Here is a 23,577-nt window from a genome sequence, read left to right as displayed (position 1 = left end):
GGTGTCAGTTCACAATCCGAGGATCGTGGCAGCGATGATGCCGCGTTGCACCTCGGTCGATCCTCCATAGATGGATGTCTTGCGGCAGTTGAGGTAGGCGGCCGTGGTGCGGCCTGCCCACTGGTTGACGTCGGAGAGCAGCGCGGCGGGGCCTGCGACTTCCATCATCAGTTCGGTGGCGGCCTGCCCCAGTTCGCTGCCACGCAGTTTCAGAATCGATGAAGTCGGGGCTTTGCTGCCGCTGGTCGCGCCGAGCTGGATCAATTCCAAGGCGAGGGTGTCGGTTTCGAGTTCGGCCAGGCGCGCGGCGAACAACGGATCATCGAGCAAGGTGCCCGCGCCGACCCTGGTGTGTCGGGCTCGCGCTTTGATCACCGACAGCGCGACCTTGGTGCGCCCCACCGTCGCCATCCCGGTGCGTTCGTTGCCGAGCAGGAACTTCGCGTAGGTCCAGCCCTGATTCTCCTGTCCGACAAGGTGTTCGACAGGCACACGGACATCGTCGAGGAACACTTCGTTGACCTCGCGGCTGCCGCCGACCAGCTCGATCGGCTTCACTGTGACGCCGGCCGCGTCCATCGGGATCAGCAGCAGCGAGATCCCCGCCTGCTTCTTCGCCGCGCCGGGATCGGTGCGCACGAGACAGAACATCCAGTCCGCGTACTGGGCGGCGCTGGTCCAGATCTTCTGCCCGTCGACGACGTAGTCGTTGCCGTCGCGCGTCGCGGTGGTGCGCAGCGACGCCAGGTCAGAGCCGGCTTCGGGCTCGGAAAACCCTTGGCACCACCAGATGTCGAGGTTCGCGGTCGCGGGAAGGAACCTGGCCTTTTGTTCCTCGGTGCCGAATCGGGCGATGACCGGGCCGATCATGTCGACATTGAAGGTCAACGGTTCCGGCACCGAAGCCAGGGCCATCTCGTCGTGCCAGAGATGGCGCTGAATCGGCGTCCAGTCCCGGCCACCCCACTGCTGCGGCCAGTTCGGCACCGCGATGCGGTGGGCGTTGAGGATGCGCTGGGTGGTGATCAGCGCTTCGGGGCTGAGTGCGCGGCCTTCCCGCACGCCGTCGCGGATCTCGGCCGGGATCTCGCTGCGGTACAGGGATCGCAGGTGGTTGCGGAAGGCGATCTCGTCGCCGGTCAGTGCCAATTGCATTGTGGTTGTTCGCTTTCTGCGCTGGTGGTCACAGGCCGGTGGCGGTGGCCACCACGTCGGCGAGGTCGACGAGGTGGTCGATCTGCGCGATCGTCGGAGCGCCGGCGTGGGTGCTGTTGTCCGGGTTGTCGAGGGTGCGGCGCCGGACGCCTTCGGCGATGATCGCCAGCTTCCAGAGCCCGAGCGCGTGCCAGAAGGCCAGTGCCGCGGGGTCGCGTCCGGTGTGGTCGAGGTATTCGTCGACGAGTTCCTGCCTGCTGGGAAACCCTGGTAGCGCGGTCATTTCGAACCCGGGGACGGCGAGTTCGCCCGGTTCGCACCAGTAGGCGAGCAGGCTGCCGAGGTCAGCCAGGGGGTCGCCGAGGGTGCACAGCTCCCAGTCCAGGACCGCGGTGATCGAGCCGTCGGTGGGCGCGATGATCATGTTGCGCAGGTGGAAGTCACCGTGCACCAGGGTCAGTTCGTGCTGTTCGGGGATCGCGGCAGTGAGTCGTGTGGTGAGCTGGTCCACGCGCGGCAGCTCCCGGGTTCGGGACTGCTCCCACTGTCTGGACCAGCGGCGGAGCTGGCGTTCGGCATAGGGGCGGTGGCTGGCCAGGTCGGTCAGCCCGGTGGTGGCCAGGTCGACGGCGTGCACCTGGGCCAGCGCGCGGGCCAGCGCCAGCGAGGTGGCCCGGCGCTGATGAGGCGTGAGGGTCTCAGCAACGGCGATGTCCTCGATGACCTGACCTTCGACATACGAGAGCAGCACCATCGGGACTTCGCCCTGGGCACCGACCCCGAGGACCCGCGGCACCGGCACGTCCGTGTCCTCCAGTGCACGCACCACCCGCGCCTCGCGGACGACGTCGTGGGCGGAGGCGAGCAGCTCGCCCAGCGGTGGGCGGCGCAGCACCCAGCGACGGTCGGCGGTGTCGGTGACCAGGAACGTCAGATTGGAATTGCCCGCACCGATGCGGGTGACCTCGACCGGGCCGGTACAGCGCAGACCGAGCGAGATCAACCAGTCCCGCAGGTGGACACGATCGATCGCCAGTTCGGCAGCGCTGCCGGGGTTGTGCGCGGGTGCCGGGAACACGTCAGATGTCTCCTTACGGTGGAACGGATGCCTCACGACGTTCCATCAAATCGCGGCCAGTGTCAACCAGTGCGGGAGAAGTGCCTGAAAAAATGCGGTTCTGGCTTTATTGCTAGTAAAGCAATGCTAGAACTGGGAGCAGAACAACGATGTCCTAGGAGCTCACATGTCTTCCTCCGTCCGATTCGCCTCCCCTCACCGCCGCCTCGGCTCCCTGAAACGACTGGTCCTGGCCGTGGCGCTGGCCGGTCTCGCCGCCGCGGGCACCCCCGCCGCCGCACAGGCCGCACCGCAGCACCCCGTCCCGTACGGGCTGGTTCCCGCCCTCGCCAACTATTTCGACCGGGAGTCCTCCCCGCCCGGTGCGAACGACTGGAACTGTCGTCCGAGCGCGGAGCATCCGGAACCGGTGGTGCTGGTGCATGGCAGCACCGCCACGATGGCCGGCAACTGGCAGACCATGTCGCCGCTGCTGGCGAACAACGGCTACTGCGTATTCGCCCTGAACTACGGCATCGACCCGGCCGCACCGGTGCCGTTGAACCTGATCCCCGGCACCAAGTCGATGCGGGAATCCTCGATCAACGAGCTCGCGCCGTTCGTGGATCGCGTGCTCGCCGCCACGGGCGCGCAGAAGGTGAATCTGGTCGGGCACTCCGAAGGCACGATCATGCCGCGCTGGTATATCAAGTTCGGCGGCGGAGCGGACAAGGTCGCCAAGTCGGTGAATCTGACCCCGCTCAACGACGGCACCCAAGCCGGTGGTCAAGCCCTGTTCGCACAGGCCCTTGCCGCGTTGGGGGTGTGGGACGACCTCCAACTTCGTGGCGAGGCCTTCGCCTTCGGGGCTGCCCTGCAAATGACGAAGGGCTCGGACTACCTCGCCCAGGTGAACTCCGGTGACGCCTACCCCGCCGGCATCGACTACACCTTCATCATGACCCGCTGGGATCAGGTGGTGGTTCCGCACACCAGCGGCATGGGGCCGATCGCCCCGAACGTCACCAATATCGTCCTACAGGACCAGTGCCCGCTCACTCTGGTCGAACACGCAGGCGTGGGAGGCGATGCTGTTGCCGCACAGCACATCCTCAACGCACTCGACCCAGTGAACCGGGTCCCGGTGAACTGCTTCGGCCGTCCCCGCAACGGCTGACCCGTGGCCATGACGAGATCTTCGTTCGAGCTCTGGAATCGACAACTGGAGCGGTTCCCCACCAACGGAAAGCGCGCGACATATCTGGCGATTACCGTCGCCGCCACCGTGGTGCTGTACTACCAGCTCTACGTTCAAGGCGCGGTCGTGACGAAAGTCCTTGCCGACCTGGATATGTCGCTGAGCTACTTCATTCTCGGCCAGGTCGTCGGGGGCCTTGTCGGGGTGCTCGGCTCGCTCGCGGCCGGCCTCGCCGATCGGTGGGGCCGTGCCAACCTGGTGGTCTACGGCCTGGTCGTGGTGTCGCTGCTGGTCGGTGTCGGGGCGCCGAACGTCGGCAGTCCCCTCGCCTACATGGTGGTTTTCGGGCTGATCGCCGGGGTCGAAGGGGTGGTGCTGGTCGCGACTCCCGCGCTCATCCGCGACTTCTCGCCACAGCTCAGCCGTGCATCCGCCATGGGGTTCTGGACGCTCGGGCCGGTGCTCGGCAGCTTGCTCGTCACGGCCATTTCCAGCAATACCCTTGATAATCACCATGATTGGCAATTTCAGTTCCGGGTGGCCGGTGTTATCGGGGCGGTGATCTCGCTGGTCGCGTTCATCGGGTTGCGCGAACTCGCACCCCCACTGCGCGATCAGCGAATGGTGAGCTTGCGTGACCGTGCGCTGCTGGAAGCGCGGGCACGCGACATCTCGGGAGATCAGCCGACGCGAGGTCATTGGCAGCAGATGATGACCAGCCGGATCCTCATCCCGGCCGGGGCGATCAGCTGCTACCTGCTGTTCTACTACGTGGCCGTCGGATTCCTGGTGCTGTTCCTGGTCACCACTTTCGGCTACAGCGACGCCCGCGCGAACAGCCTGGCCACCTGGTATTGGATCGTGAACGCGCTGAGCCTCATGGTATTCGGGGTGCTGTCGGATGTGGTGGGCGTACGTAAACCGTTCATGATCGTCGGCGGACTGATCAGCGCGTTCGGTGTCGGCTGGTTCGCTGTCGCCACCGGCGACAGCGGCACCAGCTACTACCTCTTCGCCACGATCATTGTGGTGATCGCTCTGGGCACCGGGATGACGTTCGCCACCTGGATGGCGGCCTTCACCGAAACCGTGGAGGCGAGCAATCCAGCGGCGACAGTCACCGGGTTGGCGGTGTGGGGCGCGTGCGTACGGGTGGTCGTCGCTTTGTCGTTCACCGCGCTGGTCTTCGCGATTCCCGCCGCCGGTGTGCTCGCCGAATTCGGCCCGCACGTGACGCACACGTCGGCGGCGGTGAAGGCCGGGGCCGCGGTTCCCGCGGCGGACCTGCACTATCTGGCCCAACACGGCGAGGACGTCCGTCGCGCGGCCCGCAACGCCCCGCGCCAGTGGCAACAGCTGTGGTGGGTCTGCCTCGCGGCACAGCTGATGTTCTTACCGTCGGTGTGGTTGCTCGCCGGACGGTGGCGACCAGCGTCGGCGCGCGCCGACGCGCTGCGGCATCGAGCACAGGTCGAGGAAGAAACGTTCAGGCTCGCGGTGCGGAAATGAACCCCTTCAGCTCCTCGAACGAGACAGTAGTCCGCACCGTCATGACCAGGTCCGATTCGGAACCGGCAGAACTCCGGTCACGCCGTCGTTCCACGGCGGTGCGGCCGTCCGACGACACTTTGCTCGACGGCGTCATCGAGGTATTCGCCGTGCACGGCTTCGACAACGTCACCATGGATCAACTGGCCACCGCGGCCGAAACCTCCAAACCGACGCTGTACGCGCATTTCGGATCCAAGGATCAGCTCTTCGACGCGTGTGTGCGCCGCGAGGCCGCGCGCCTGCTGGAGTGGATGCGCGAAAGCTACCGGATCGCACAGGGTTTCGATCTCGACCGACACATCGCGACGACGACGCGTGCCCTGTTCGACTTCGCCGCCACCCACACCGCGGGCTTCCACGTCCTGTTCGGCGCGCAGACGGCGGGGCGTTCCCACGAGGTGCGGGCCGCCACGATCGGATCGGTGGCCGACACTGTCGCCGAACTGATCCGGCACGAATACGGTGGCGCCGTCCTGCAATGGGGGGCCAGCGCCGATTTCTGCGCGGCGGCCATCACTGACATCGGGGTTCGTGGGGTGCAGCAAGCGCTCGAGCAGCACCTCGATTTCACCGCGGCCGCGAACCTGACGATCTCGATCATCGTCGCGGCCATGCGCCACCTCGATCCCGCCGCAGTACGCGCTGTCGATGCCGGCACCGCTGCGCGAGCCCCAGATGAACTAGTCCGTGTCGGCGTGTCGGACCGTGCATCGCTGCCCGGCGACCGGGCCATCGCCCCAGCTCCTTCTCGTGGTGTCCCTCGCAACGACGTGCTGGATACCGCGATCCGTGCCTTTCTACGCGGTGAACGGATCGAATTGCATGCGGTGGCCACCGAGCTCGGAATCAGCCGAACCACCATCTACCGCCGATTCGGCACCAGGGAAGAGCTACTCGGCCTCACCCTCGCCCGACAGTTCGAGCAGTTGATCACCGCAATCGACAGCCGCTGCACCAGCCGCGGCGCACATCGCATCTGCGAAGTGTTCGATCAGGCGATACGCCAATTGTCGGCCGATCCTGCACTGCGCGCCTACCTCCAGAACGAATCACCGGCAGCCCTTCGCCTGGTCACCCAGGCGGACGGGCCAGTGCACCGCGGCAGCGTCGCCCTGGTCGAAAAGCTCATCCACCGCGCGCAACAACAAGACGGCTACCGCCCCCCGGTCGACCGAACAACCCTGGCTTACGCCCTCGTCCGCCTGGGCGAGAGCTTCCTTTACAGCAACGCGGTTTCCGATGTCGAAGGCGACATCGACCACCTCCTACAGATGCAAACAACCCTGCTCGGCGTTTCCGGCCCGTAGCGGATCCTGCGTCGGGAAGTTAGGTGCCGCGTTGTCGGCACGTCGCGCAGTAACACGGTGACTTACCGGGCCGCCCGCCATTGCCGCATGCGAGGACTAGGAATCATATGCACGTAACCAATTCTGCCTCGGTCCTGGTAACGGGGCATCCTCAGGCCTCGGCCGGGCCACTGTCTTGCACCTGGCTTCCGTGTATACGCGGGGGTGCGCTCCGAGGCTGCCGGCACCGATCTCACTGTCACCGCGGAGGGCGGTGATGTTGTGGCGCTGATGCTCGACGTCACTGACCGTGCGGATATCGAGGCCGCGCGAAGCAAGATCGCTGCTGAACTTGGCGGCCGTCGACTACGCGGGGTGGTCAACAACCCGGGCATCTGTGTCAGCGCCCCGATGGATCACTCAGGGACGAAGGCCGCCGATGCGGACCCATTACAGACAAATAGGGGAGTAAGTGCGGGCATCCCATCGCGAAGTCCGCCGACCGTCGAGTCCCAGTGAACGGTGGTATTGGCTGTGCGATCAGATATCGCCGTTGAATGTCGTCGCCCGTGTGCGGCTGGACGGGCGTCTGGAACAGGACGCGCTGTGCGTGGCGGCGACGGCATTGGCTGCCGAGCATCCGCTGCTGAGAGTCGCCGTCACGCACGGCCCGGGCGGGCGCGATGCGGCGTTCGTCGAGCCCGACGACCCGAAAATACCGATCCGCCGGGGATTTCGGTGCATCGGCCCGACGTTGCCGTTCGGCGCCCACCGAATCCCGCTGAACCCCGACGCGGATCTATCCGGCACCGGGCTGGCCGGGCTGGTCGCCGAGTTCCTCGCGGCCCTGGACCTGACAGACGTCATCCTGGTGCAGAACCATTGGGGCGCTGGGCAGATCATGCTCGCCGAAGGCCACGCGCGGCCCCGATCGGCCCGGACATCTCGCGCTGCGCACGGTGCCGTGCCGTCCGGGCCGATCGGTGGGCGGGTCCTAGTAGCCCGGACCGAAGTCGGTGCAGGTGGGCTTGAAATCAGGAGCGTCGTCGCCGAGATGGTTCAAGATGTTCTGCTGGGTGGGGCCGTCGAGAGCCAGGCCGATGTGGCCGACCGGATTGCTGGGACATTGGTCCTGGACCAGGATGTTGGTGACGTCGTCGCCCTGCAGGAAGGCGTTGGTGTAGGGAGTCACGACGCGGTCGTAACGGGTCTGGATGACGACGTATCGGACGCCGGGCACGGTGTCGCCATCGGCGAACAGGGCCTTTTGGAATTCCGACCCGACTGTCTGCTGAATGCCGCCGGGGTATCCCAGCAGGGTGTAGAGGCCGGTGATCCAGCCGGTGAGGCGGGCAGCATCGGCAAGTTCGACCAGGCCGCGCGCGGTGGTGCCGTGGTTGCTGGGCGCCAGGCCGATGAGTGTGTCGACCTTCGCCGCGCCGCCGAGACGCTTGATGTAGTAGTTGGGCATCATGCCGCCCTGAGAGTGCCCCACGACGTCGACCTTGGATGCGCTGGTGGCGGCCAAGACCTTGTCGACGAAAACACGCATGGTCTCGGCGGATTGGGCAATGTCACCGAGTCCGCCGACCAGGCCCATCGACAACAGGTTCATGCCGTAGTCGAAAGTGAACACGCAGTATCCCGCGTCGGCGAGCTTGGGTGAGAGCGCCCACCAGTTGAGGGCGGAGTTAGCAGTGGTGCCATGGACCAGCACGACCGGGTTGGGGTGGGCAGCACTGGGCTTACAGTTCCAGTTGTTGGCCATGGGCGGGGTCGTCTCGGCGTGTGTGGGGGCGGCGCTCACCGCAGTCCCTGCCAGACACGCGGCCGCGGTGATTGTGGTGACGAGCCAGCGCTTGGCGTTGTGGGGTCTCATAGGTGTCTCCGATGGATCAGGCCAGGGAATGGGCCGTTTGGGGGACCGTGCCGTGGGCCATGCGGCATGTGGTCTGTGACACACATATGAAACACCTAATCGAAGTGTTACACAAGTGTTGATTGGGGGAAATCGCCGTCCACTACGCACCTGGCGCCCGCAGGACACCTTCCACGAGCTTGCGAACCAGTAACACCGCTGTGGGGAAATTCGCGGTGTGACCGGTCAACACATCGGAGTACAGGATCGCCTCTTGCAGACGCACGGCCGCGTACCCCAAGGTCTGAAGGTCGATCAGCGGCACCAATCCGCCGTCGGCGACATCCCTCTCGAACAGCGCCACGTGCGCGGCCACAGCGCGCGGTTGAACCTGTCCGTGCGGATCGGTCAGCACCCGCATCGCGACCACGGGCTCTTTCTCCAGCAGCTCGACGAACCCCGCATCGTTGACCGCAACCTCGCCGTAGAATTCCAGAATTCGCAAGCAGCGCAGCACTCCTCGCTCATCGCGTATTGCCTGCCCGTAGTGCTCGTCCCAGCGGGCGACAGCACGGACGAGAGCCCGATCGGCCAACCACCACAGTGCCTTGCCCATCAACTCCTCGCGATTTCCCACCCGCCGGAACAAGGTCGTCCGCGACATCTCGAATCGGATGGCGATCTCCCGGGTGTCCAACCGCGCCCCCTCTATGACCAACCCGGCGGCGAACTGAACGATCTCATCGGACGAAGCGCGCATGCTCCGCACAATAGAGGGGTCGGCGCTTCGAACCCTTCCTCGGGATCCACCTGCGCTGAGTTGCGAAGATGGGTTGTTGGTCCGGCTTCGCGTGTGGCCGAAGTGGTAATGGCGGTGGATGAGCGGACCGTTCGGCCACGACCGGCTTCTGCCGCAGGAACGCGAGACCTTCTGCCACGGATGTCATGTCGAGTCGGCGATGAGAGTCGCCCGCGAGTCGGAAGTGCGCGAGAACCTGCTCCCCAGGAGGGGTTCGAGGCGATGCGCTGTATGGCGACATGACGGGGAGGGCGGATGAGCCTGGGAACGTGCGGTTCACCGGTGCTCTCTTCGCCCCGTCGCCGGTATCCCGTGAAGAGGCGGCTCGATGGGAGCGGACGAGTTCTTCCGAACCCGGACTGGTCGTTTCAGGCCTTCCAGTCGTTGCGACACCCGAAACCGTTGCTGCAGAAACACCACGGCTCTGCGACGTCGGTCCGGGCTCAGAAGTTTCCCCGGTTCACTTCCTTGAGCATGTCGATATCGAGGGCTTGCTCGGCGACCATTTTCTTCAGCCGGGCGTTCTCGCGCTCGAGCTCTTTGAGTCGTTTGGCGTCGTCGGACTTCATGCCACCGTACTGGGCTTGCCAGCGGTGCCAGGAGGCGTCGGATATCTCGAGGTGTTTGCAGACCTCTTCGATCGAGAAGCCCTGCCCGATCAGCTTCTCGCCTTCGCGGAGCTTGCGGATGACCTGCTCGGGGGTGTGTCGTCGTGCCATGGCGTGTTCTCGTCCTCCTGCACCCATTCTGGGGCATCAGAACTCGCGTAACCACTGGACCTGCTCAAAGGGCTCCGGTCATTCGCAACCGCGACCACCGGGCCTTCGGCGCTTGGCTCGATGAGCGCGGTGAGCCCGGCTGCGACGGATTCGGTCAGGGTGTCGAATTCGCGGCAAGTCCACCACTGGTCGCCGCATACCAGGACGTCGCGATCGCCGTGGAGCTCGGCGGCGAGGACGAACGCCTCGCCGAGGGTTCGGGCGGTATCGAGGGAAGGTCTCATGTCAGCGTCCCGTCTTGGGGAGGCGGGCCTGGACGCGTCGCAGGACGGTCGTCGGGGCACGGTCGCCGAGGTAGTCGAGGTAGTGACGCAGCAGTTCGTGGCGGTCAGGGCCTGGTTGATCCAGAAACAGTGCGTCGTGGGTGGTCAAGGCGCGGACCGCGAACATCGGTACCGGGGACTGCATCACCGGAAAGTCGCGGTTGTGGACGCTGCCGACCGTGCTAGCCGGATGGAACTCGCCCAGCATCATGGCCCGGCGCACGAATTCCGGGCGCAGCCGCGCGTGACCGGCGTCGATGAACTGCGCGGCGTCAGCAGGATCGAGGTCGGGGAAGATCGCCATCAATGCCCCGCGCTGGAACGTCGTTTCATCGAACAACTCGACGTAGAGATCAGCCAGCCCCTGTCCGATCCGCACAGCGTCGTCGATGCTGGTCCCAGCCGTTCGGACCGCGACGAGCTGAACGAGATCGGCGTCGATCGCCGAGGCCAGGCGCGGGCACACCGCACCAGCGCGGCCCAACCGCTCATCAGGCTGGAGGACGAAATTCGCCATCCAGCCGAGAACGGCCTGATAGCAGGGGAACTCATCGAACATGGTGTGGGCGTTGGCGACATCGGTCAGGGAGCCGGGAACGAACGGCGAGGTCTGCGCGGTGCTCATCGGTCCGCGCTCCCGAGCGGGTGGCCGACCACGGCGTGGGAGGTGAATCCGCCCGGCCCGACGGGGATGTTGCCGACAAGGGTGACTCGGTGCAGGATGTGGGAGGTCCGCGACGGCAACACGAACAGCGCGCGCTCGTCGGTCTCGGGGTGCAGCCGCATCACCGAGTGCGCCCCGTCTATGGTCTTGGCGTTGACCCTCTCCATGATCGAGCGGTCCACCTCGTCATGCTCCGACATCTGGTAGCCCGCCCAGAAGGTGTACACGGCCCGCAGATTGTCGATAAGCCGCTGGAGCGGTGTCGACAACAGTTCGTAGGCGGCGATGAGGTTGGTCCACTGGGTGTCGCCGCCGTAGGCCGGTGCGGTTTCGGCACGCAGGATCGACACCATCGGCGGATTGACCGCATCGACGGGCTCGGCGTGGCCGATCTTCTGGTCATGAAAGAACACCACCTTGTGGGTGAGCGCCGCCTCACGGATGTCGGCGACGGTGCGGGGCGCGATGGGCTGGGACAGTTCGATACCGTCGATGCCGGCACCGATATGCCCGGCAACCCGGGTCGCGGTGAGGCGCTGAGAAGTGTTCTGGCTCATAGGAATTGCTCCGATGATCAAGGGGTTGCGGCAAAGTCCTCCAAGTACACCTTGTACGCCAAGGCGGTCGGCAGTGGTGCACTTGGTGCAATCCGGTGCACTTGGTGCTTCCGGTCGCCGAACTCGAGTAGAGTCACCGCGATCACACCGCCGATGAACTGGTGATCAGGAGGCAGACGCGGTGATCGAGTCACAATCGGCGGCATCGCTGGACGATCTGGGCTGGAGTCCAGAACAGTTGGCGCGCAAGCTCATCGAGTTTCCTAGCTTCAGGGGCCCGCACAGCGGTGGCACTGCTGCTGTCCAGGGAGACCGGCCGCTCGAGCGTGACGATCGGCGCGTATGCACGCGGGCGTGACCGGCTCGAATGGGAGGACCAGATCGGATGCTTCCTCAACATCGTGCCGATGCGTCCGACGAGGCCGGAGCGCGATGACCTGGACAAAGCGCTGCGCGAGGCACAGGGCGATATCTTGCGCGCATTCGCGCACCTGGACTACCCATACGGTTCGATCATGCGCGACCTCGGGCGGCGGCGAGGTCCCGACCGGAGCCCGTTGTTCGACGTGATGATCGCTTACGCCCTGTGGGCCACCTCACCGGCACTGCAGGCACGACCATTCGAACTAGTGCCTCGTCAAGCAACGTTGGCCAGGTAATCAGGTAGCCGGATCTTGGAGTTGACGGCGAACTCGCGCTTGGGCTCGGCGTGCTGGTTACGCCAACGGATGTAAGCGCCGATCGCGGCGTCCTGCTCGTCGTGGCTGCGGTGGTCGGTGCCGTTGAGCGCGAAATAGCGCAGCGCGGCGAACTCGGACTCGATCCAGTTCAACCACGACGAATACGTCGGGGTGAACACCAACTCAACGGCGTTGTCGGTGGCCCATTCCCGCACTTCCCGGCGCTTGTGGACCGAGTAGTTGTCCACGATCACATACAACTTCTGCCCCGGCCACCGAGCCCGCAGCGACTTGAGGAACGCGAGAAACTCCGTCCACCGCTTCCGATCTCGGATCCGGTAGTACATCTGCCCGGTAGCCAGATCCAGCGCACCGAACATGTGCCGCACCCCCTGGGTGCGGTTGTAGGTGGCCCGCAACCGTCCCGGACGACGCTTGGGGAACCAGCCTCGGCCCGCGCGAGGCAGCAGGTTCAACGGCCCGAACTCATCAGCGCAGATCGCCCGGCCATCAGCGGGCGGATGGTCGTAGAGATCCAAGATCCGGGCCATCTTCTCGGCGAACTCGGGATCGTTGCTGGCCTTCCAGGTCTTGGTGGCCTGCCACGACACCCCCGCGGCCTTCAATATCTGCCGGATCGTTTCCCGGCTCAGATCAGCAATTCCGTTGGTGCGCAACACTTCCTGAAGCTTGGACAAACTCCAGGTCGAGAACGGCCAGCCCAGGTTCCGGGGGCAGCACCGAGCGATCTGGGCGATCCGTTCACGCGTGCCCCGATCAGTCTTGCTCGGCCTGCCCCCGCTCGCTTTTGGGTCCAGGGCCGCGAACCCTTTCTCGTTGAACGCGTGGATCACATCACGCACGTAATCCTCGCTGACCTGCATCAACTTGGCTATCAGCGGGACCGGTTGGCGTTGAGCTGAGGCCATCACCACTCCTCTGGAAGTCGCGCGTGGTGACGGTGGGAAGCGCCCGTAGAAACCACACACTTTTGACCGGAATCAATGCGATTTCATGCGAAACGTTGAGAAGTGTAGTTTTACGAAAATTCCTGGTGCTGAGCATTATTGGGAACTGATGAGTATGGACAACTGGAACCCGCGCCAAGTGGTCGCAGGTTCAAATCCTGTCAGCCCGACAGTGAAAACCCTCTCTGAACTGGGCCGGAGGGGGTTTCGCGTTTTCGGAGATTTGACGTTTTTCTGCCGAATCCCACAGAAACCCCACGTTTTTGAACTCGGCAGCCTGCCGGAAGCGTGAGGATTGGCGAGCCTCGCGGCCCCCGGAGGTGAGTTCAGCTGAACCCGTTCCACCCTCACGCCGAGGGTGCGTTGGTATGGAAGCCAAGTTGCCTGTGCCCCGTCGGCGTTGGCGCGGCTCGCAGGATCGAGCTGTTGACTCGACTAGGTTGTGTCTCCCAATCGAGTTCCTGGTTCTCGCCCGATAGATCGTCGGGTCGGGCATCATGTTCGCCGTGGCGGCGATTGTCGGTGATCGGCATCAGGTTCTGACGGACAACCAGTGGGAACTGCTCGAGCTGCTGTTACCGAAATCCGATGGCCGCGTGGGCCGTAACTTCTCCAACAATCGCCTGGTCGTGGAGGGAATGTTGTTTCGGTTGCGGACCGGGATGCCCTGGCGCGACCTGCCCGAGGTGTTCGGTCCGTGGCAGACAGTGTGGAAACGTCACCGCCGTTATGCCGCCGACGGCACCTGGGATCGGGTGCTGGTCGCGTTGACCGCGTTAGCGGACGCGACCGGCAACCTCGATTGGGTGGTCTCGGTCGATCGACGATCGTGCGGGTGCATCGACACGGCGCCAACACCCGTCGCGGTGATGGTGGCGCGGTTGCCGGCTCGGATGGGCAGTTATGAGCCGGCTGATCACGGAATCGGCCGGTCTCGGGGCGGGCTGACTACCGAAGCCCACTTCGCTACTGACGGCAACGGTCGCGGTTTGGCGGTGTTGATCAGCGCGGGCCAAGCCGCGGATCGCCCGGTGATGCCCGCGGTGCTCGACGCGATCGCGGTCCCGAGGCTGGCTGGTGGTCCGCCGCGACGCAACGCTGATCGGGTCCTGGCCGATAAGGCGTACTCCTCGGCGGCGAATCGAAAACTGTTGCGGAGCAAGCCGATAGTGGCGGTGATCCCGCAACGGTCTGATCACGTAGCCAACCGGAAACGCCGAGGTCGTGCCGGTGGACGCCCGCCCGGGTTCGATTCGCAGGCCTACAAGGGTCGCAATGTGGTCGAGCGAGCGTTCGACAAGGCCAAACACTGGCTGGTGTCGCAACTCGTTACGACAAGCTGGTCTGCACCTACCGAGCCGGGATTGTCATGGCTCTCACGGTCGAATGGCTGAAGCTATTGGGAGACATGACCTAGCGGCGGCGGCCGGGCGCCACACCGCCAGCAGCGAGGAGATCGGTCTCGCTTCACTTTTCAGCACCTATGCAGCGCAGGTCGGGGCTCTGGCGGAATGCCATACACAGGGGAACGAGTGTAAGCAACAGGGCCCGGGCGGGCCACCCGCTCGCGGCTGCACTGTCGCGAGTGGGTGGATCACACGGGGGTCGTCAGGCCGACTGCGGTATGAGTTCGTGTTCGAGGTCGTTAAGCATTGCTTGCAGCGGTGCCCAGCACAATCCGACGCTATCGTCGTCGAAGCCCGGGTTGTCTGCGAGCTCTTTGCCGGGGTGGATGTAGTTGCGGAAGTTCCGGACGCTGTGCATGAAGGTTTTGGCGTCGAGTTGGATCCAGCCGCATACGTGAGCGGTGTCGATGAGGCTTGCGAGATTGGGTTGTGGTTTGTTGACGAATTTGCCTCGTTCGTCGACGAATTGGCGATTTCGGCATCGGTCGTCGTGTTCGGTGAGCAGTGTCAACAGCATGCCTTCGACGAAGCTGCCGATGGCGATGACGGCCATGGTGTAGGCGCCGTTGCGTTGGCAGATCCGGGCTTCGCCGGCGCGTTTGATCAGTGTTTCCGCGGTGGGTTGATCGCCGATGAGTCGTCGTACGCGGGCGTCGAGATCGTGGGGTTCGGCGTTGCGTGGCCCGGTTCCGTGCGCGCCGAGTTCGGCGATGACGGGTCGGCCGCCGGTGTCGATCACGACCAGGCCCTCAGGCTCTAGGACGGAGTTGATCGCGTTTCGGAATACCTGTGCCGCGGTGGCACCTTCGTCGTGTTCTAGGGGGTCGCAGATCCGGCAGAGTAGTCGTTGCAGGTCCGCAGTGGGGTTGTCGCGCTCGTCGAGTTGTTCGATGAGCCAGGCGATTCGGGGTGTGCCGTCGTATTCGGGAGGGTTGTGCCATCCGGAGTGGGCGAGTAGCTGCGCGAGATCACGGCCGGTCCGTGCGTAGGGGCCGTCGGGGTCGACGATGATCCGCGCCAGCCGCTCGATCGTTTTGGGGTCCAGAGCAGTCATCATGCTTTCACCTTCTGTTGTGTGCGCTGCGCTTGTTCGAGTGCTTGTTGCAGGCGGGCGTCGATCTTGCGGCCGCGTCGTTTGAAACCGAGGTCGGTGCGCACTTGCTGAGTCCGTTCCTCGGCATCGAGGAGCAAACCGTCCGACATGCGCCACAGGAACATCGCTACGACCTGCGCATGGGAGTAGCCGTCGATCGTGAATCCCGGCGTGACGTCGGGGCGTGGAAGGGTCGGTTCTGTGTTCGTCATATACGTCGGTAGGTCACGCGCCGATGCCGCGACGGTCGGAGTCGGCTCGCTGTCGGCGAGGGTGACCGCTTGTTCCCAGGCCTCGATGACACGGTGAAGTTCTCGCTCGGGGTCGTTGAACCACGCCGATGCCCAGACCCGATGGAATCGCCAACCGAGCCGTTCGAGGTGCTCTTGGCGCAAACGATCTCGGTCTCTGGCACTGGAAGTGCGGTGATAGCTGTCGCCGTCGGCTTCGACAGCGAGGACCATCCGGCTCGGCTGCTCGGGATGGGCGAGCGCGAAGTCGATGCGATAGCCGGCCACTCCCCACTGAGGGACGACCGGGACACCGCGTGCGGTCAGTCCGTCGTGGATCGCCTGTTCGAAACCGTTGAGGTCGGCCGCGATCTGGCGCCCGACCAGGTCGGTTCGACCTTCGTGGCTCGCTGCTTCCAGGTATCGACGCAGCATTTCGGTGCCGGTGACACGACCGTCGGACTGCAAGGCGCCCGGAGGGAACGACGAGACCACGGTCATACGGCGTTTGGCGCGGGTGACGGCGACGTTGATACGGCGTTCGGACCCTTCGCTGTTCAACACCGCGAAGCCTTGCCGATTAACTGCTCCCGTCCCGGTCTTGGCGACACCGACGCTGAGGATGATGGCGTCGCGTTCGTCGCCCTGGACTGTTTCGATGTTCTTGACGAAGAACCGTTGGGTGGCGCCGCGGTCTTCGGCGAAGAACTCATCCAGGTCCGGCCGTTCCTCGCGTGCCCGCCGCAGAGCCAGATCGAGGACCTTCTGATGCTTATTGCCGAGGGTGATCACGCCGAGGCTTTCGTGCGGACGGTTCTGGGCGTGGTCGAAGACGAGCTCGACGACGCGGTTGACTTCCTCGACGGCTGATCCTGTTGTGCCGGGCTGGAGTCGACCGTCGACGAGGTCGAGTCGCACCGGTGGTTCTGTGAACGCACCCGGAAAAGTGACCAATTCGCGGTTGTAGATCTCCTCGTTGGAGAACTGGATCAACCGCTCGTCTCGGCTGCGGTAGTGCCATTGCAGGCGGCAACGGTGGGGGACAAGAGGCTGCAGCGTGGTCAGGATCGATTCGTAGTCACCCAACTCGAGACTCTCGTCGTCGTCGGTGTCATCGTCGTGGGCTGCCTGGCGGTCGAAGAACGACGTCGGCGGGAGCTGTTTGTCGTCGCCGGCGAGGACGAGGCGACGCCCGCGCATGATCGAGGTGATCGCGTCATGGGGTTGCACTTGGCTGGCTTCGTCGAAGATGACGAGGTCGAACAGCTGTTGCGGCGGCAACGCTTGGCTGACGACCAGCGGCGACATCGCCCAGCACGGCCGCACCGCGAGCATGACATCGGGTGCTTCGGCGACCAATTTGCGGATGCGGCGGTGTCCTCGCTTCTTCTTCGCTTCGCTGCGCAGCAACCTGTGCTGGTCCGGGTGTTGGGCGCTGGTCTGCTGGGCGGCGGCCGCGACGTGGCGAAGCACGCGCCGTACAGCGAGGTCGCGGTGGAGACGGTCGGCTCGCTGATACCGCGTCACGAGTTCATCGTGGGACTCTGCCCGGAATTCGCGCAGCGGTGCCACGGTGAGCATGAACTCCTCGTCGAGCGAGTGCATCAACGAGTGCCGGAACAATGCCACCGCCTGGGTCGCATCCAGGTCACGCTGGGCGATCTCGGTCAGGATCGTGTCCAGGCCCCGCTTTCGGAGCCGAGCCCACTGAGCGTTGAGGTCGGGCAGGTGCGGGACCATCGCGCGATCATCGGCGAGCACACGTAGTTCCCTGTCGATGTCGTCGATGGGCTGCTCGTGCAGGGACACATTGGCGCACATAGCGATAGCCGCCAGCTGGTTACGGAGGTGCCCGTATTGTTGTCCGATATTGCGCAGGTCCGCGATCGCCGCGGGTCCAGTGGCGTTGCCCGACATCCGCTGCCAGCAATCGAGCTGGTCGACTACCTTGTCGATCTCGGTGCGCAGTGTGGATTTGTCGGTGAGGTTCGCAGGGTTCTGTCGGAGCTGCTTGACCAGCTCGGAACGGCGCCGCCACCCGAGCTTGGGTTGCATGCGGCGGCGGGCACGCCACGAGCTCGTGGCGACTTGGCACTCGATGAGCGGTTGCTGGAAGATGTTGGCGCCCAGTATCGCCGCGCTTGCCGACATCGAGCTCAACAGATTCAAGGTGGAGTCCCACCCACGGAAGTCCCGCGGCTCGGGCAGGCCGACCTCGGCGACCAGATCGCGCATACTCGCCTGACTCCCCTTCAGCGTTCGCGCAGTGACGTCGTCGAGCTGAAGGAGCACCTCGCGCGCCTGGTCCACCGTTGCCACGCGCGCGTTCCACCATGGCGACTCCTGCCGAACAAGTCGGCAACCACCGTTAGCGACGAACTGCTCGAGATCGTCCTCCACCTCCAACCGGACCTCCGGAGTGAAGTTGCCCAGGTTCGTCAAACGAACCGTGGTCTCCACACCACCGCGGTTGCTCACGATGGCTTCCCGGACGTGGAAGGCGCTCAGCTGCCAGGGCGCTCGGCAGACGTGCATCGCCTGCACGTAGTCGTTGAGCTTTCGGCGGCTGCGCTCGAGCTCTCGATCTTGATCCTCGCCCTCGACCACCGGCACGCGCGCCAGTTGATCGAAGCTGTCGGCGAACTGGCTTGCCACCGCCTGACCGCTGATCCGGGACTGGTGCAGGTCCAGCACCAAACCGCCCAACCCGATCTCGACGAGACGATTGGTCACCGCCTCGATGGCTGCACGCTTCTCCGCCACGAACAAGATCTTCAGACCAGCCGCCGCGCCGGCAGCGATGAGGTTGGCGATGGTCTGGCTCTTGCCGGTGCCCGGCGGGCCGTCGATGATCACATGGCGATCGGCCAGAGCGGTCGCTACCGCACGATATTGAGAGGAATCCGCATCCAGGACAAGATGGTCGTGCTGGGGCCGAACCTCGTCGGGAGGAACAGGGGAGTACCCCGCGGCAGCACTCGAGTCCAACTCTTCAGAGAAACCACCAGCCAGTGCCACGATCAGCTCATGGCCTGCCAGCAACGGCGCCGCTGACATCAGATCATCGACCATCGGCAGCTTGGCGTAGTTGCATGTACCGACCGCGATCATCGGCGTGAACTCGAGGCTGACGCACTGGCGCGCCGCGCTCTCGGCGATCTCGCGAAAGACCCGAGCAGTCAACCCGGCACTGCCGCAGTCGATCTCGCCCCGAAGCAGCGCGTCCAGAGCATTCACGTCGAGTTGCACACCGTATTCGCGTTCCAAGCAGTGCACCAGAATCGGGTTGAGTTCGGGATCGGCCTCAACCTGGAAGGTGAAGTCGTTCTCGGCGGCCGTGCTCGCCTTGATCGAGATCTGGTAAAGCAGCAGCGGCGCCCGCAATGCGAGCGGTGCCCGAGCGCCCCCGCGTTTGCTGCCATCGTTGGACACCCGTCCGACGACCAAGCGCCCCACGTCCACGCCCTGTTCCTCGCTGAAGCCGCGGATCCTGCGCACCACGTTGCGGGTACGGGTGCACCCATCTCGGTACTCCTGCGGATCGGTGAAAAGCGCACCCAATCGCACGATCTCACCCGAGAGTAGTTGCTGCACAACCAGATCTGGAGACTCCGCGAGGTCCAGCGACATCGTTTTCGTCAGCTTGAAGTTCAACAAGCTGTTGCGGGCATCGAGCTGAATGAGCTCTTTGGCCCACTCCTCGGCCTTGGCCCGCAGAACATCCTCAATAATGTGAACTCGGCTCTTCATGGGCAGCACCTCTCGAGAACAAGCTGAACAAGACTGCACACACCACCCCACAGCCCCCCGGCCAAATCCCGAGTCCGACAGTATGACTGTCTCGCTGGCACAACCTCAACCCCAACAAGAAGAACGCCGAACGGTTTGTTTCCGAGGCAGCGCGACTCGCAGGCATCGTCGCTGATCGCTGTTTCTGCCCTTCTCGGGATTGCCGCACGGCGAGCGGTCGGATCTGACGAAGGTTCTGCCGTGCCCGGTCCGAAGTGCCGTTGTGCGGTGGCGCTCACCAGATCTCGAACAGCCAGCCTTGCTGCTCGACGAAGCGGCAGCCCGCCGTCACCCCCAATTGGTGTCCGGCCTGGCGAACCGCTGTCCAACATTGCTGCGCGGAGGCAAGAATCTCTACGAGCCGCGATTCACTTGCCGTGGTGCCGGTTTCGTGTGATGGCGAGCCCCATGCCCAGGCGGCCGATGCTGTGAGCAGCGCAACGGCGAACCTCGTGAACACGCATGCGACAGGTCCAGGTCACGGCGCAGGTTATCGGCTATCGAGCCGTCAGGGTTGAACGAGCTCGGAAGCGCCCCACAGAAATCCCACACTTTTGACCGGAATCAACGCGAATTGATGGGAACCGTTGAGAAGAGTCATTTCGCGAAACAGCTTGGTACTGGGCGCTATTGAGCACTGATGGGTAGGTTTTGGACGACTGAATGCGCGCCAGGTGGTCGCAGGTCAAATCCAGCCAGCCAGCCAGCGAAAAGCCCTTCTGACCTCGGTCGGAGGGGGCTTCTCTGTGCGTGGAGATTTGACGTAGTTTGGCCAAACTCCACAGCTTTTCAATCTGATCACCTGTCCGATACTCCGCCGGTCCCCTGAGGAACTTCGAACTGCTCTGCCGTTCGGCTAGGTCGCGACGTCGCCGGAGGACTCCAGCGCCGTCATTAAGTGGGTGAACATGGGCCAAGGGAGTTTCACCTCGCCGTGCGGGGTCAGCACCACCCGGTTAACAGTCGCCGGAGTGAACCGGCCGTTCGGCGTGACGTCCGGGACCAGCACTTCCAGGTAGTTGTTGGCGTTGGGATCCGGGTCCGGAACACAGAGTTCGTAGCACCATGCGTCGCGATCGCTGAAGTAAAACGAGTTGACCTCGCATTGCTGGTCCCCGTAGTGCCAAGCGTTGTTGGACAGTCGGAGATCGCCAACCACCTCAGTTGCTTGGCTCTTCGTGACGATGTCTCCGGAGCTCTGCACATGGTCGCGGAACCGGCGCAGGACCAGCCAGGGGATCGACCCTGGCCCGAAGCTGACCACAACGTGGCGCTGAGATTTCGGGGCGAACGGGCCCTCGTCGGGAGTCTTGTCCGGAACGCTGACATTGAGGTGTGGCCCGGTACCGGGCGGCCCGGTGATCCCTTGCAGCTCATAGGTCCCAGCGTCGTCGGGTAGGCAGTAGTACGAGCTGACCTCGTACAGCTTGCCGTCGTGCTCCCAGATCTCCACACCGGCAGCATCGCACGGACGGTTCCCGCAACGCTGGTCGATCGTGTCCTGGAAATTCAGCGGTGCTGGGTGGACTAGTCCTGCCGCCTTCTGCGGGCTATGAGGGGCCGAAGGTGCTGTGGGCAGAAGTGCTCGTAGACGCGGCGCGCGAAGAGACCGGCTGGCTCGTCCCGGAAGTCGGGCCAGCCGAACGCACGCAATTCGGCATGAGCGCGTACTCCTCCAACAGTCCAAGCTGGTCTCAGGCCGTTGGCTTCAAGCGTGAGCACCGTGACCGCTTCGAACCGCCGGCCTCGGGGCAATACCGGATGTTCGTGAGGCGCCGAGCTGCTGTCACAAAACGTGGCAACACCCAGCTGCCGGTTGTGTCGTTGCCACGCTAGCTCGTCGCGGGCTCACTCGCCTCGGGCCGGTGCTGCCGTTGGCTCAACACGAGCGCGCCCGCTGCCAGCAAGTAGAACGGCGACGGGAGCAGCAAATCCCATCCCGCCGTGTCGTTGTGCTCGAGCGCCTTCATCCCGAGATATCCGTCTACCGTGCCGAGAACGGCCAGAATTCCTGCGGCCCAGCGTGTTCCGCGCCGGACATGCCTGCGCGGCAGCGCGAAGACGACTGCGGGCAGCAGCACCACGAGGCCGGACTCTGTGACGAATACGAGCAATTGCTCGAGCAGCGGCCGCGCCGGCAGGTAGCCCACCCCGACGGCGGTCTCTGAGACGACCACCGTGGCTTCGCTGTGGTGCGCCCCGGCGTCACTGTCGGGCAGCTCCGGGAAGTGCGCATATAACACCCGTGGTAATGCGACCAAAACCAAGGTCACCACGCGCCAGCAGGTGACACAGCGCCACCACAGCCCCAGCGACACCACCATGCCTGCATCCCCTCCGACCGAGCTCTGCGCGGGCGACGCTACCCGCGCAGCCCATCCGCAGCGAAATCCGGCTGTGCCTTCGGCCGGAAACCTACAGGCCGACAACGGATCCCGTCTGAAGGCATGCCGCGATGACGAAGATGAGGTGCTGCAGACCGCGAACGCCCGGGACACCAGAGCTACGGCACCCGGAGCTGACAACGAGAACTACAGGATCGTTCCCCGACATCCGGTATTCGGCAGATGCGGATGTTCGTGACCGTGCACCCAGCGGCATGAACGGATCCACTCGACGGCGGTATGAGGTTTCACCTTCACCCGCTTCCTCCCCGCGGGCGCGGGCGTAGTGAACGTTGATTGCCGTGATCGGCGATATCTGGTCTTGCAGCGTGGGCGTGGTGGGGATCGACATTTGTCGCCGCAGGGTTCGGCTGCAGCGACCTGGTCGCGAGTTCGGTGAGAAGATGCATCAATGCTCGAGCCGCGGCAGGAGTGAGGACGGGCGGACTCGTCGGCACGATGATTTCGAGCTCTGCCGGTTCCGTGCTGGCGTTTCGGCGGGTGGGGTGCGCCCGTGAAGGGTTTGGGGACAGGTCCGGTTTCTGCATGGACCCACCTTCAGAAGTGGTGGCCTCGCCAGGGTTGCCTGCGGCGAACTCAAAACGGTCGATGTCCGCCGAGGCTGGGAGGGTTCGTGATCCGCTGATGTCGTCGTTTTCTCGAGGATCTCTCAGATAGACCCGTGTTGAACCCCCACAGGCTCCTGCCTGCGGTTTTACGACTTACTCGCTGTGAACGCCAACCAGGACAGGAGAAGATCTCGGTCGAGGACGCGCGGCGCGTCGAGATCGATCCGTATTGGCCGCCTCAGGGCAGCAGGCCGATTGTGTGATCGATTGTCTTGATTATCTGCAGGCCGTTTACGGCGTCCATCACTTCCGGCTGCGGGAGACCACAGCTAGTTGCCGGTAGCTCGACCCACACCGCTGCGCCGTGTCTATTGACCATCCACACCGCCGGTGCAGGTACTGCCGAGACGGTGCACTCATCAGACCTCGTTGCCGAGGGCTGCGATAGCGTGGCAACGACTGGTGCGAGATCACCGGTGCGATGGGTTTCTCGAGCGATCTGCTGAACAGGATTGTCTGGAGGAATATCACCGGCGAACTCGCAGATGACGACGGAGGTGGGTTGAAAATCGGAGGGGATCGAACCTGGCTCTGGCGCAGATGGAACGCCCGTGACCGGCCGCGGCTGGCTCGGTAGTACCGCGCTGACTACATTGGGGGCCAAACAGGTTGGCGCGCTCGCCAACTGTGCTGGCATGCGCTGACCAGAGCCCGAATCCCGATTTGCGCACGCAAGCACCGCCGCAGCTGCAACGACCGCGACAGTGGCCACACCGCCCACGATGTGCCGCCGAACCTCCACAAAACCACCGTAGTCCCCCTCGGCCGTCACGCTAACCAGACGATGGTGATTGTCTTGCGGGTGTTGACGTTGCAATGCGTCGATATCCGCTAGCGCCGGTGCAGTGTCGACCTCGCCGAAGCGGCGGTGCGCCGCACGCACGGCAATCTCGGTGCCGAGCAGCCGCGTTGTTCTCGGTGGGTTCGGCGCGTTGGCACGTCGAGTCCGGCTTCCAGTGCGGTCTCGGGTAACCCGACGGGTTTCAGTTGTTCATCTGTTCCGAGATGGTCCACAGGCGGCGGGCATCGTCCGGATCCAGGGAGGAGGGGCGACTCCCGCGGCGTGGGGTTGTCAGGGTCTGCTTCGCGGCAGGTCTCGAAGTAGCGGCCGACGATCCAGATGAGAACGGGTGTACCCAGCAGGCCCGTGGGATGCCCCCACACCCCGCGGGCTCCCCGCCCCCGTGGGGGGGTGTCCGGGGGGGTGTTGGGCCCAGTCGGTTTTATTTGT

Annotated in this window: 17 protein-coding genes and 1 pseudogene; 5 read left to right on the top strand and 13 right to left on the bottom strand. The window is 64.4% G+C overall.

Annotated features, from left to right (window positions below):
- Positions 1-9: 9 nt before the first annotated feature.
- Positions 10-1,155: an acyl-CoA dehydrogenase family protein gene (locus ACFW6D_RS02010; protein WP_379323810.1), complete on the bottom strand. Its 1,146-nt coding sequence runs from the start codon at positions 1,153-1,155 to the stop codon at positions 10-12.
- 28 nt (positions 1,156-1,183) lie between these two features.
- Positions 1,184-2,233 (bottom strand): phosphotransferase family protein, encoded by a 1,050-nt coding sequence (locus ACFW6D_RS02005; RefSeq protein ID WP_379323809.1) that lies wholly within the window; start codon positions 2,231-2,233, stop codon positions 1,184-1,186.
- A gap of 166 nt (positions 2,234-2,399) precedes the next feature.
- On the opposite strand from ACFW6D_RS02005, the gene ACFW6D_RS02000 reads away from it, so the two are divergent.
- The 3 genes from ACFW6D_RS02000 to ACFW6D_RS01990 are packed head-to-tail and all read left to right on the top strand — an operon-like array spanning position 2,400 to position 6,268.
- Positions 2,400-3,389 carry a lipase family alpha/beta hydrolase gene (locus ACFW6D_RS02000; protein WP_379323808.1) on the top strand — a complete coding sequence of 330 codons (990 nt, stop codon included), beginning with the start codon at positions 2,400-2,402 and terminating at the stop codon, positions 3,387-3,389.
- A gap of 9 nt (positions 3,390-3,398) precedes the next feature.
- Complete coding sequence (locus ACFW6D_RS01995) at positions 3,399-4,919, top strand: MFS transporter (protein ID WP_379323806.1); 1,521 nt, start codon at positions 3,399-3,401, stop codon at positions 4,917-4,919.
- Positions 4,920-4,960: 41 nt separating this feature from the next.
- Entirely contained in the window at positions 4,961-6,268 is a 1,308-nt protein-coding gene (locus ACFW6D_RS01990; RefSeq protein ID WP_379323804.1) for a QsdR family transcriptional regulator, read from the top strand.
- A gap of 973 nt (positions 6,269-7,241) precedes the next feature.
- On the opposite strand, the gene ACFW6D_RS01985 is transcribed toward ACFW6D_RS01990, so the two are convergent.
- From ACFW6D_RS01985 to ACFW6D_RS01965, 5 genes and pseudogenes are all read right to left on the bottom strand, one after another.
- Positions 7,242-8,126: an esterase/lipase family protein gene (locus ACFW6D_RS01985; protein WP_379323802.1), complete on the bottom strand. Its 885-nt coding sequence runs from the start codon at positions 8,124-8,126 to the stop codon at positions 7,242-7,244.
- 142 nt (positions 8,127-8,268) lie between these two features.
- Positions 8,269-8,865, bottom strand: coding sequence for a QsdR family transcriptional regulator (locus tag ACFW6D_RS01980; RefSeq protein ID WP_379323800.1), 597 nt, complete (start codon positions 8,863-8,865; stop codon positions 8,269-8,271).
- 420 nt (positions 8,866-9,285) lie between these two features.
- Positions 9,286-9,623, bottom strand: a pseudogene (locus ACFW6D_RS01975) (transposase); the annotation flags it as partial.
- Between the two features lie 285 nt (positions 9,624-9,908).
- Positions 9,909-10,571 carry a DUF6875 domain-containing protein gene (locus ACFW6D_RS01970; RefSeq protein ID WP_379323798.1) on the bottom strand — a complete coding sequence of 221 codons (663 nt, stop codon included), beginning with the start codon at positions 10,569-10,571 and terminating at the stop codon, positions 9,909-9,911.
- The gene (locus ACFW6D_RS01965) at positions 10,568-11,167 is read right to left on the bottom strand and encodes a TauD/TfdA dioxygenase family protein (protein WP_379323796.1); all 600 of its coding nucleotides are present in this window, start codon (positions 11,165-11,167) and stop codon (positions 10,568-10,570) included. Before ACFW6D_RS01965 ends, ACFW6D_RS01970 begins: the two co-directional genes overlap by 4 nt.
- Positions 11,168-11,454: 287 nt before the next feature.
- Between ACFW6D_RS01965 and ACFW6D_RS01960 the strand changes: the two genes are divergently transcribed.
- Positions 11,455-11,826 (top strand): condensation domain-containing protein, encoded by a 372-nt coding sequence (locus tag ACFW6D_RS01960; protein ID WP_379323794.1) that lies wholly within the window; start codon positions 11,455-11,457, stop codon positions 11,824-11,826.
- On the opposite strand, the gene ACFW6D_RS01955 is transcribed toward ACFW6D_RS01960, so the two are convergent.
- Positions 11,805-12,776 (bottom strand): IS630 family transposase, encoded by a 972-nt coding sequence (locus ACFW6D_RS01955; RefSeq protein WP_379323792.1) that lies wholly within the window; start codon positions 12,774-12,776, stop codon positions 11,805-11,807. The genes ACFW6D_RS01960 and ACFW6D_RS01955 overlap by 22 nt on opposite strands.
- Positions 12,777-13,321: 545 nt before the next feature.
- Between ACFW6D_RS01955 and ACFW6D_RS01950 the strand changes: the two genes are divergently transcribed.
- Positions 13,322-14,209: an IS5 family transposase gene (locus ACFW6D_RS01950; RefSeq protein WP_379323790.1), complete on the top strand. Its 888-nt coding sequence runs from the start codon at positions 13,322-13,324 to the stop codon at positions 14,207-14,209.
- Between the two features lie 214 nt (positions 14,210-14,423).
- Here ACFW6D_RS01950 and ACFW6D_RS01945 read toward each other — a convergent pair whose 3' ends face one another.
- The 5 genes from ACFW6D_RS01945 to ACFW6D_RS01925 form a co-directional block, all read right to left on the bottom strand.
- Complete coding sequence (locus ACFW6D_RS01945; protein ID WP_379323788.1) at positions 14,424-15,278, bottom strand: hypothetical protein; 855 nt, start codon at positions 15,276-15,278, stop codon at positions 14,424-14,426.
- Positions 15,275-19,294 carry an AAA domain-containing protein gene (locus ACFW6D_RS01940; RefSeq protein ID WP_379323786.1) on the bottom strand — a complete coding sequence of 1,340 codons (4,020 nt, stop codon included), beginning with the start codon at positions 19,292-19,294 and terminating at the stop codon, positions 15,275-15,277. Before ACFW6D_RS01940 ends, ACFW6D_RS01945 begins: the two co-directional genes overlap by 4 nt.
- An 895-nt stretch (positions 19,295-20,189) precedes the next feature.
- Complete coding sequence (locus ACFW6D_RS01935) at positions 20,190-20,786, bottom strand: hypothetical protein (protein WP_379323784.1); 597 nt, start codon at positions 20,784-20,786, stop codon at positions 20,190-20,192.
- Positions 20,787-21,165: 379 nt separating this feature from the next.
- Positions 21,166-21,657 (bottom strand): hypothetical protein, encoded by a 492-nt coding sequence (locus tag ACFW6D_RS01930; protein ID WP_379323782.1) that lies wholly within the window; start codon positions 21,655-21,657, stop codon positions 21,166-21,168.
- Positions 21,658-22,524: 867 nt separating this feature from the next.
- Positions 22,525-23,229 carry a hypothetical protein gene (locus ACFW6D_RS01925; RefSeq protein ID WP_379323780.1) on the bottom strand — a complete coding sequence of 235 codons (705 nt, stop codon included), beginning with the start codon at positions 23,227-23,229 and terminating at the stop codon, positions 22,525-22,527.
- Positions 23,230-23,577 lie beyond the last annotated feature (348 nt).

The organism is Nocardia sp. NPDC058705 (genome assembly GCF_042749305.1).
Classification (GTDB): Bacteria; Actinomycetota; Actinomycetes; order Mycobacteriales; family Mycobacteriaceae; genus Nocardia.
Note: the sequence above shows the minus strand (reverse complement) of the source record. Positions and strands in the feature narration are given on the sequence as shown.

Coding starts and splice junctions, on each gene's coding strand:
- ACFW6D_RS01980 (WP_379323800.1), bottom strand. CDS start 8,865: ATGCGCGCTTCGTCCGATGAGATCGTTCAGTTCGCCGCCGGGTTGGTC.
- ACFW6D_RS01940 (WP_379323786.1), bottom strand. CDS start 19,294: ATGAAGAGCCGAGTTCACATTATTGAGGATGTTCTGCGGGCCAAGGCC.
- ACFW6D_RS01990 (WP_379323804.1), top strand. CDS start 4,961: ATGACCAGGTCCGATTCGGAACCGGCAGAACTCCGGTCACGCCGTCGT.
- ACFW6D_RS01985 (WP_379323802.1), bottom strand. CDS start 8,126: ATGAGACCCCACAACGCCAAGCGCTGGCTCGTCACCACAATCACCGCG.
- ACFW6D_RS01970 (WP_379323798.1), bottom strand. CDS start 10,571: ATGAGCACCGCGCAGACCTCGCCGTTCGTTCCCGGCTCCCTGACCGAT.
- ACFW6D_RS01965 (WP_379323796.1), bottom strand. CDS start 11,167: ATGAGCCAGAACACTTCTCAGCGCCTCACCGCGACCCGGGTTGCCGGG.
- ACFW6D_RS02000 (WP_379323808.1), top strand. CDS start 2,400: ATGTCTTCCTCCGTCCGATTCGCCTCCCCTCACCGCCGCCTCGGCTCC.
- ACFW6D_RS01995 (WP_379323806.1), top strand. CDS start 3,399: ATGACGAGATCTTCGTTCGAGCTCTGGAATCGACAACTGGAGCGGTTC.
- ACFW6D_RS01930 (WP_379323782.1), bottom strand. CDS start 21,657: ATGGTGGTGTCGCTGGGGCTGTGGTGGCGCTGTGTCACCTGCTGGCGC.
- ACFW6D_RS01945 (WP_379323788.1), bottom strand. CDS start 15,278: ATGATGACTGCTCTGGACCCCAAAACGATCGAGCGGCTGGCGCGGATC.
- ACFW6D_RS02010 (WP_379323810.1), bottom strand. CDS start 1,155: ATGCAATTGGCACTGACCGGCGACGAGATCGCCTTCCGCAACCACCTG.
- ACFW6D_RS01955 (WP_379323792.1), bottom strand. CDS start 12,776: ATGGCCTCAGCTCAACGCCAACCGGTCCCGCTGATAGCCAAGTTGATG.